We start from the raw sequence: 9,249 nt of genomic DNA, 5'->3' as shown, positions 1-9,249 counted from the left end.
GCCATATTGACCCCTTCCTGATTGGAGTGGATGAACACCACCATAAACGCAAACCACAGCTTCGCCAGATTCAGCCGCCGGGATGCTTTGGGGGAGATGACGTATGTATCAGCCATAGGGTGGTTCCTTTCTGATTTTGGAGGAGGGCCCGGACAGTCCTCCAAATTGTCCGGAAAGTTTTTGCAATTATCACAGTAGGGGGCGATGCCATCATCGCCCCGCAGGGTACAACGTCAGAGCGGTCAGTAAAAACGAACACGTCCATACCGTCAGAACCCCGGGCCGATGTGGGCATCGGCCCCTACAAAAAGCAAAAACGCCCAGCCGATTGGCCGGACGTTCTGGTGGAGCTGCTAGCCAGATTTGAACTGGCTGCCAGCTTCCCGGAAAGCCTGCTTTCCGGGAACCCTTCCGACCTCTTATTGAAATTGCGCTTCGCGCTGGGATTCGGCCGCCAGTTCTCCCGGCATAGAATCAAAAAACGCCCAGCCGATTGGCCGGACGTTCTGTTGGAGCTGCTAGCCAGATTTGAACTGGCGACCTCATCCTTACCAAGGATGCGCTCTACCGGCTGAGCTATAGCAGCAAACGGCATCGGCGGTATGTCAAACTGCTGTAAAGCAGATATGGAGCTGCTAGCCAGATTTGAACTGGCGACCTCATCCTTACCAAGGATGCGCTCTACCGGCTGAGCTATAGCAGCATTTTCTCGCCGAATGCTTGGGTATTATACAACGCAATTCCAGATTTGTCAATAGTAAAATTCAGAAAAACGTCATTTTTTGTTCAACCATCTTCGCTTCTCTCTGACGCACATTTGTCTCTGGACAATTGAATTTCCTGTGGTATAATGTAGAAAAAGGAAAACTGGAGGTAAAACTATGCCCTGCACTACCCTTCTGGTCGGCAAAAAGGCCAGCAACGATGGCTCAACTATGATTGCCCGAACCGATGACGGTTCCTTTGACGTAAAAAAGCTGGTACTCATCGACCCGAAAAAGCAGCCGAAGAACTATAAAAGCGTCATCGCTCACCTGACCATTCCCCTGCCGGAGGAACCTCTGCGCTATACATCCTGCCCCAATGTGGACCCCGCGGAGGGCGTCTGGCCCGCCACAGGCATCAATGCGGCCAACGTGGGCATGAGTGCCACGGAAACCATCACCACCAATCCCCGTGTGCTGGGGGCCGACCCCATGGTCAAGTATCAGAAGGCCAGGCGCCGGGGTGGGAAGGATATCCCCGGCGGCATTGGCGAGGAAGATCTGGTCACTCTGGTGCTGCCCTACATCCGCTCTGCCCGGGAGGGCGTGCTGCGGCTGGGAAAGCTGCTGGAGCAGTACGGTACTTATGAATCCAACGGCATCGCTTTCAACGATGAGAACGAAATCTGGTGGATGGAGACCATCGGCGGCCACCACTGGATTGCCCGGCGGGTAGCGGACGAGGAATGCGTCGTTATGCCCAACCAATTTGGCCTGGACCGGTTCGATTTTGAGGATGCTTTCGGTGCGGGAAAGGAAAACCTGTGCTCCGCCGACCTGAAGACCTTCATTGAGGAAAACCATCTGGACACCAACAATGACGGATGCTTCAATCCCCGGAACTGCTTCGGTTCCCACTCCGACTCCGACCATGTATACAACACGCCCCGGGCCTGGTTCATGGGCCGGTATCTCTGCCCCACCAAGTACCGCTGGGAGGGAGACAACGCGGACTTTACGCCCCAGAGCGACAACATTCCCTGGTCCTTTGTACCGGAGCGGAAGGTCACGGTGGAGGATGTGAAGTACATTCTCTCCTCCTACTATCAGGGAACGCCTTACAATCCCTACGCCCACGCGGAGGACCCCCGGAAGGGCATCTACCGCACCATCGGCATCAACCGTACCGGCGTCATGGGCATCTGCCAGATTCGCAGCGACGTTCCGGACGCGCTGAAGGGCGTTGAATGGATTTGCTTCGGCTCCACCAGCTTTGACACGGTACTGCCCGTCTATACAAACGTGGCCAAGCTGCCCAAGTACCTCACTGATGTGACCACGGACGTATCCACGGAGAACTTCTACTGGGGCAGCCGTCTGATCGGCGCGCTGGCGGACCCCCACTATGGCACAGCCATTGTCCATGTGGAACGGTATCAGGCCGCCGTTGCCAGCCGGGCCCGGGCCATTTTGCGGGAATATGACGGGAAGTACCGCCGGTCAGGCGACAGCAGTCTGCTGGAACAGGCCAATGAGGCTCTGTGTGCCATGGCCAAAGAAGAGACCATCAATGCTCTGGGCAAGGTGCTTATGGCCGCCAGCCAGGGCATGAAGAACGGATATAACCGGGGAGACAATTGATCTTTCCGGCCAAAAGTACGCAAACGGGGCGGCTGACAGCCGCCCCGCGTTTTTATTTCGCCGCCCCTTGCCGCAGCTCTTTATAGCGGCCGCTGGCGAGGATAATGTCCGGTGTGCCATGGAGGGCTACCCGGCCGTTTTCCATGATGTACACTTCATCGAACCGCCGCATATTCTCTTCGTCCAGATCGTGGGTCGCAACCATAACCATGCAGCCGTCCATGGCGGCGATCTGGTCCATAATGTTCCGGGCATTGGCAGCATCCAGCCCCGCGGTGGGTTCGTCGAACAGGAGAATCTTTCCTTCCTCTGCCAGGATCCGGGCAAAATCGAACCGCCGTTGCTCGCCGCCGGACAGCTTGGCGCTGTTCTTTTCCAGAACCTTATTCAGATTGGCGCCGGCGCTGTGGAACCAGTCCCCCAATCCGGCGCGCAGAAGGGCTGTTTTCAGGGTCTGCTCCGGCATTTTGCGGAACAGGGACACGTTATCTCCAATGGAGGCGGAAAAGATGGTCGTCTCCTGGGTCAGATACAAAAGATCTTTATGGGTCAGGCCCGGCCTGTCCGTCACGTCTTCTCCGTTGACAACGAGGCTTCCGCTCTGCATCTCCAGAATGCCTGCCATGGTGCGAAGCAGCGTGCTCTTTCCGCTGCCGCTGGAGCCCACCAAGCAAATCTTCTTTCCCGCGTCCAGTCTGACGGAAACATCATCCAGAATCTTCCTGTCGTTCCGAATGACCGTACTGTGGGACAGTGCAATGGACGAAACCGCTTTTGCGTCGGACTTGCAGCTGTCCGCCGTGTGGTTTCCGCTTTCCAGAAAGGCCTCCAGATCCTTGACCACCGCCCGGCCAGACAGAATCGCGGAATAATTCTCACTGATGATCTGGAACGGCCCTGCAACCAGATTCATCAGACTGGTAAGGGCGATCATCTCCGGCACCGTAATGGCCCCGGAAACGGCAAAAATCACGCCGAAGACCCAGGCCCCAAGAACAACCAGATTCCCCAGCCCATAGCTGGCGGACATGGACATTCTCTGCCAGACCCTGCCGCGCAGAACACGTCTGCGGGTGTCCTCGTTGGCTTCCTGATGATAGCGGGAGACATCGGCGGCCCGTCCGAAGATCTTCAGGCCGGTGAAGCCGGCCATGAGCTCATTCAGCAGATCTATATATCGGGACTTGGCTGCCACGGAATCCCGTTTGGTGGCCTCCAGCCGTCTGGTAAAGAGTTTGGGCACCACCAGCGGCAGAATGCACAGCACGATCACGATCAGGGTCATCATGGGCTGAATGGCGGTGGTTGCCGCCAGCGCGAAAATCAGGAAAAACAGCTGGCAGACCACATCCAGCAGAGCCCCGACATAGTCCGATTCCACCTCGTTCACCTGGTCGTTGACCATGGCGAGGTAATAGCCGTCTCCCTTGCTCTCTTTTTCCTCAATGCTGCACTCCAGGATCCGCCCCAGCAGTGCGTTGCGGAACAGCGCGGAGATCTTCGACCGCACATTCAGTTCGCTGCAGCTGAAGGCAAATTCCAGCGCCGCCTCCACGATCACATATCCCAGCGCCCAGATGACAATGATCCCCAGCCGCCTGGGGATGCCCTCCAGCGCCGTTTCGGAAATATACTCCAGCAGGAATGCCTGGGTCACATTGATTCCCGTCCAGGCCAGGGCCGCAAGCAGGAAAAGAATGACCTCCCGCCTGCATTTTTTCAGAAATACTTTCAATTCTTTGTCCTCCAGATAAAATTGATCGGGCAGCACCGCAAAATCACAGTGCCTTTTCAAATTGAAAGTCCGCTTTCAATTTGAAATCAGTTTCCGACAAAAATGCGCATTGTTATCACCTCTCCCCTATCATACAGGAAATTTTACAGAATGCAAGAAAAAGTTATGAGAATGTGATTTTTTCAGTCATGCAGCTTTTATTATCCAAATAAATCTTCCATTATATATGCAAACTCAATCCACCGGCAAAAAGAATGGATGCTGTAACAGCGGACCGCGCATCCGTATCTGTTCCGTAGCCGGAACATGCCAAAAGCGGGCCAACGAAATGGCCCGCTTTTTGTTTATCGACGTGAAATACTGCAATCAGACGGCTTGGCTTTACACAACCTGGAAAATATAGAATTTCAGATAATCCGTCTCCGGCACGTTCCAGAGGATGGGGTGATCCGGGGCCTGCTGTCTGGCTTCGATCTGCCGCAACTCCACCCCGGCGTCCAGCGCCGCCGACTTGAGCATCTTCACAAAGAGCTCCGAGGGCATAAAATGGCTGCAGGAAGCCGTGGCAAAATACCCGCCCCGGGGCAGCAGCTTCAGCGCCCGCAGGTTGATCTCCTTATAGCCCCGCTGAGCGCTGTCCACGGTCTTCCGGGATTTGGTAAAGGCCGGAGGATCCAGAATAATGAAATCATAGGGTGCGCCGCCCTTGGCGGTCAACTCCGGCAGCAAATCAAACACATCCGCCGTAACAAAGTCCATCCGCTTCTCCAGACCGTTGCGTCTGGCGTTCTGCCGGGCCATTTCAATGGCGGAATCACTGATGTCCACCGCCGTCACATGCTCCGCTCCGCCTTTGGCGGCATTCAGCGCAAAGGAGCCGGTGTGGGTGAAGCAGTCCAGCACACGCTTGCCCCTGGCCAGCCGGGCAACAGCCAGCCGGTTATACTTTTGATCCAGGAAGAAGCCGGTTTTCTGGCCGTTTTCCACATCTACCGCATAATAAATTCCGTTTTCGCAGATCTCCGTCACCGGGCTTTCCGGAGGCGTCTCTCCCGGCAGCAGGTACCAGCCCTTGTTCTGCTCCATGCCCTCCAGCTCCCGGATGGCCACATCGTTGCGCTCATAAACGCCCCGGATGGTCTGCCCGTCCTGCCGGAGAAGGGCCACCAGCTGGGGGATGATCACGTCCTTTACCTTTTCCATACCGATGGAGAGGGTCTGGGTGACCAGTAAATCGGAGAATCTGTCCACCGTCAGCCCCGGGAATCCGTCCGCCTCGCCGAAAATGAGCCGGCAGCAGGAAATGTCCTCCCCCATGACCGTCTTCCGATACTCCCAGGCATATTGCAGCCGCCGCTGCCAGAAAGCGGCGTCAAACCGGTCATTGGCATTCCGGGACACCAGACGAATCCGGATCTTGCTGTGTCGGCTGAGAAAGCCGGTGCCCAGATACTTGCCCTTTTCGCTGACCGCATCCACCAGGCCGCCGTTTTCACATTCTCCCTCCTGCCGAATGACCTCCCCCTCATAAATCCAGGGATGCCCCTGCTCCACCCACCGGGCGCCCTTGGCCGTGATGATCATTCGTGGAAAACTCCGCTCTGCTTTCATTTGAATCGTCCTTTTCTGATAGATTTTGTTCAGTATAACACAAATCGGAAAAAAAGAAAAGCCCGCCGGGCATGACATATGCTCTCCCTGCCGGAGGACTGGGATTAGCATTGAACGCAAAAACATCAAAAAGGTTCCGCATTTCCCGGTTTCCTGTGAACAAGTCTTTTTCGTCTCTGCGTCATCCGCTTTTTTCTGAAAACCAGCCACATTAAAAAAGTTTGGAAATTCTGTTTTTCTAAATTGAGATTCCTGTGAAAAAGGAAGCTCTCAAAAAAATAACGCCAAATTAACGCCAAGCCAATTTCGGGGTCTTTCAAACCGCCTCAAAAAGTTAGCAAAACCGCCGATTTCTCATTGAAACCGGCGGTTTTGCTGGAGCTAGTGACCTGACTCGAACAGGCGACCTTCTCATTACGAGTGAGATGCACTACCGACTGTGCTACACTAGCATCACAAGCCAGATTATTATACCCGTTCTAAGGCAAAAAGTCAAGAGGTCAAATATTCAATTCCCGGAGCTTTTCGCGCAGGGAGAGCAGGTCGTCGAAGGTTTCGGGGCGCTTGCCCGGGTCCCGCAGGAGGGCGGAGGGGTGGTAGAGGGCGGTGCAGAGCATGCCCCGGCGCTGAACCCAGGTACCGTGGTCATAGGTAATGCGGAAATTGGGGTCGATCAGCCTCTGCGCGGCGATGCGGCCCAGGCAGACCAGGATTTTGGGCTGCAACAGGGCGATCTGGTTTTCCAGGTAGCCGATGCAGGCATCCTGCTCCTGAGGCTGGGGATCCCGGTTTCTGGGAGGACGGCATTTGACGATGTTGGCAATATAGCAGTGGTCTCTGTCCAGATCGATGATGGAGAGCATATCGTCCAGCAGCTTTCCCGCGGGACCTACGAACGGAATGCCTTGCAGGTCCTCCTGTTCTCCGGGGCCTTCTCCCACGAAGAGCAGCTTGCTTTCCCGGTTGCCCACGCCAAAAACCACGTTATGCCGCGTTCCGCACAGATGGCAGCGATCACAGTGCAGGCAGCTTTCTTCCAGCGCTTCCCAATTCTCCATTACTGACTCCTTCTCCGGTTCTCTCTTCTTTTGCGGCGTTTGGCCTTGGCCCGGCTGCGCAGATAGGAATTGATGGCAAGGTAGCTGACAGTAGGCACCAGAATCACGGCGCAGATAATCAGGATCGCGCCGGACAGGCTGTTCTTCTCGCCCTGATTCTGAGGCGCCAGGGCGCTGTAGACCGTCAGGCCGGAATCCGCGGCTGTGCGCACCGACTCCTGAGCCAGCAGCTGGGCTTCCATCAGGCAGGAATTGCTGTACCATATCTCCACAGTGCCGATGACATCGTCTTTCTGTATCGGCGCCGTCAGGCCGCCATCCCGAACAGACACATTGCGGATCAGATTTGCCATTTTGGCGGCGGAGGGCAGCACCGAATCAATATCCACATTGGCAACGCCGACCACATCGTTGTTGCCTCCGGCCACAGGGATCTGCTCCAGACTCATGCCATTGTAGATCACCCGATGGACCTTGAAGTTTTTATAGGCCCAACTCAGAAGCTTCACCATTTCATCAAAGTTGCCGTAGTTGGTGACCGACCAGCCGTTTTCAGCGAACACACGAGTGGCCCCCAGCACCACGCAGACCAGATTCATGCCCGTAGCCCCGGCGGTCTTCGTATTGTCAGCAGTACAGACAATGCTTGCGCCGGCGTCATTGGAATAGCTGACAAAGCCGCTGGTGACCCGCTCATCAATATACTTGGTAACGATCTTGTTCTGCATCAGATAGTCCTGGGACTGGAGGCTGCGCTTTTCAGACAGATTTGTGGCCTCCACCGTATATTCCTGGGTAGAAAGCAGCTTCTTCACCGTCTCGTTGTCGCTGCAGGTCAGCATAATGCGGATCATGTCCCGGGCCGTGGTGTACTGAGCGCCGGAGCCCGCGCCATGGACGTCCGTAAAGGTGGTGTTGGTGCAGCCCATCTGTTTTACCCGCTGGTTCATCATATCTACGAAGGTCGCCCGGGTGCCCGCCACATACTCCGCCAGGGCTACGGCAGCGTCGGCGGCGTTCTGCAGAATCATGCAGTGCAGCAAATCCCGCACGGACATTTCCTCGTTGCTCCTGAGCTTGATGGACTGTGCGCCGGCGGGGATCCGGGAAGCGATGCCCTCCTGCACCGTCACTACAGCATCCAGATTCTCGATACGCTCCACCACCAGCAGCGCCGTAACAATCTTGGACAGCGTACCGGTTGGCAGCTTGGTATCCGGATTGTAGGCATAGACCAGCGTTCCCGTATTGCGCTCATAGACAATGGCCGCCTGAGCCGTATCCAGTTTCCGATTGGACCCCGCCAGGGGCATCTGTCCGTCCAGGCTGCGGCAGCCGTTCAGGATGCACACAGAACCGAAAGCATAGTCCGTCCGCGGGGCCTCGGCGTCCTGGGCCAGATCCGGCAGAGTCTCCGTCATGGCAGGATCTTCCGTCTCGCCCGTTGTATCCGTGGCAGCGGTGGTATCGGCGTATGCCGGAACAACCAGGCACCCGGTCAGAAGCGACAGGGCCAGAAGCAGTGAGAGCAAGGATTTTTTCATGGTTTCCCCCTAAAATTTGACTGCCGGGGTTGTCCGGCAGGAAAAAGTCGTGTATACTAGTAACAGTATTTGTGTTATTATAACAGCATTTCAAATTTCCGTCAATCAGTCCCCGGCGGTATTTGCAAAATGGACATGATTTCTTCATGTTCCCCAAGGGGCTTGGGGCGGTAAGGAGGCTTTTTATGACGATTCTTGTGGTAGACGATGAAGCCCTGCTGGTCAAGGGCATTCGATTCAATCTGAAAAGTGATGGCTATGACGTAATCACCGGCTCCAACGGCCAGGAGGCCGTGGATCTGGCAAAATCCGAAAACCCGGATCTTATCGTGCTGGATGTGATGATGCCGGTCATGGACGGCCTCACCGCGTGCAGCCGCATCCGGGAATTCTCCAACGTGCCCATCATCCTGCTCACCGCCAAGGTGGACGACATGGACAAGCTCATGGGCTTTGACCACGGGGCCGACGACTATCTGACCAAGCCTTTCAATATTCTGGAACTGAAGGCCCGAATCCGTGCTCTGCTGCGGCGTTCCGGCGCTGCGGAAAAGCAGGAACCCAATAAGCTCACCGGCGGCAACATCACCCTGGATCTGGATGCCCGGAACGCCTACAAGGGCAAGGAGCTGGTGGTGCTGACCGCCAAGGAATTTGACGTCATTGAGTTTCTCATGCGCAACGCCAACCGGGTCTACTCCCGGGAGGCTCTGCTGGATACCATCTGGGCCTACGAATATCGCAGCGACATCCGGACGGTGGACGTGCATATCCGGCGGCTGCGGGAAAAGCTGGAGGAGAATCCGGCAGAGCCCCAGCACATTCTGACCAAGTGGGGGGTGGGGTACTATTTCCGAAAGTAAATATTCCCGGCTGCGGGGCTACCGCACCGCCCAATTTCACTACACCCTGACTTATATCGCCATTACGGCGGTGGTCCTGATATTTCTGAATCT

At 55.8% G+C, this 9,249-nt stretch carries 6 protein-coding genes and 3 tRNA genes; 2 read left to right on the top strand and 7 right to left on the bottom strand.

Translation table 11 applies throughout. The features are described 5' to 3' along the window. Positions 1-510 precede the first annotated feature (510 nt). Both KQI10_RS06620 and KQI10_RS06615 read right to left on the bottom strand, forming a co-directional pair. A tRNA-Thr gene (locus KQI10_RS06620) sits at positions 511-586 on the bottom strand. A 41-nt stretch (positions 587-627) separates the two neighbouring features. Next, a tRNA-Thr gene (locus KQI10_RS06615) sits at positions 628-703 on the bottom strand. A 178-nt stretch (positions 704-881) separates the two neighbouring features. Between KQI10_RS06615 and KQI10_RS06610 the strand changes: the two genes are divergently transcribed. After that, entirely contained in the window at positions 882-2,345 is a 1,464-nt protein-coding gene (locus KQI10_RS06610; RefSeq protein WP_216566619.1) for a C69 family dipeptidase, read from the top strand. A 52-nt stretch (positions 2,346-2,397) separates the two neighbouring features. Here the strand turns inward: KQI10_RS06610 and KQI10_RS06605 are convergent, their stop codons facing one another. From KQI10_RS06605 to KQI10_RS06585, 5 genes are all read right to left on the bottom strand, one after another. Continuing rightward, positions 2,398-4,080, bottom strand: coding sequence for an ABC transporter ATP-binding protein (locus tag KQI10_RS06605; RefSeq protein ID WP_216566618.1), 1,683 nt, complete (start codon positions 4,078-4,080; stop codon positions 2,398-2,400). Between the two features lie 381 nt (positions 4,081-4,461). Next, positions 4,462-5,691, bottom strand: coding sequence for a class I SAM-dependent rRNA methyltransferase (locus tag KQI10_RS06600; protein WP_216566617.1), 1,230 nt, complete (start codon positions 5,689-5,691; stop codon positions 4,462-4,464). A 376-nt stretch (positions 5,692-6,067) separates the two neighbouring features. Then, positions 6,068-6,143 (bottom strand) — tRNA-Thr (locus tag KQI10_RS06595). Positions 6,144-6,191: 48 nt separating this feature from the next. Then, the gene (locus tag KQI10_RS06590) at positions 6,192-6,749 is read right to left on the bottom strand and encodes a uracil-DNA glycosylase family protein (protein ID WP_216566616.1); all 558 of its coding nucleotides are present in this window, start codon (positions 6,747-6,749) and stop codon (positions 6,192-6,194) included. Beyond that, entirely contained in the window at positions 6,749-8,293 is a 1,545-nt protein-coding gene (locus tag KQI10_RS06585) for a D-alanyl-D-alanine carboxypeptidase family protein (RefSeq protein WP_216566615.1), read from the bottom strand. The genes KQI10_RS06590 and KQI10_RS06585 overlap by 1 nt, the downstream gene beginning before the upstream one ends. A gap of 185 nt (positions 8,294-8,478) precedes the next feature. Here KQI10_RS06585 and KQI10_RS06580 point away from each other — a divergent pair, with 185 nt between their 5' ends. Beyond that, entirely contained in the window at positions 8,479-9,156 is a 678-nt protein-coding gene (locus KQI10_RS06580) for a response regulator transcription factor (RefSeq protein WP_216566614.1), read from the top strand. Positions 9,157-9,249 lie beyond the last annotated feature (93 nt).

The sequence above is a fragment of the Pseudoflavonifractor sp. MSJ-30 genome (assembly GCF_018918045.1).
Lineage (GTDB): Bacteria > Bacillota > Clostridia > Oscillospirales > Oscillospiraceae > Faecousia.
Note: the sequence above shows the minus strand (reverse complement) of the source record. Positions and strands in the feature narration are given on the sequence as shown.

Bases quoted from the DNA above. Each gene is read 5' to 3' on its own strand.
- KQI10_RS06610 (WP_216566619.1), top strand. From the start codon at position 882: ATGCCCTGCACTACCCTTCTGGTCGGCAAAAAGGCCAGCAACGATGGC.
- KQI10_RS06600 (WP_216566617.1), bottom strand. From the start codon at position 5,691: ATGAAAGCAGAGCGGAGTTTTCCACGAATGATCATCACGGCCAAGGGC.
- KQI10_RS06590 (WP_216566616.1), bottom strand. From the start codon at position 6,749: ATGGAGAATTGGGAAGCGCTGGAAGAAAGCTGCCTGCACTGTGATCGC.
- KQI10_RS06585 (WP_216566615.1), bottom strand. From the start codon at position 8,293: ATGAAAAAATCCTTGCTCTCACTGCTTCTGGCCCTGTCGCTTCTGACC.
- KQI10_RS06580 (WP_216566614.1), top strand. From the start codon at position 8,479: ATGACGATTCTTGTGGTAGACGATGAAGCCCTGCTGGTCAAGGGCATT.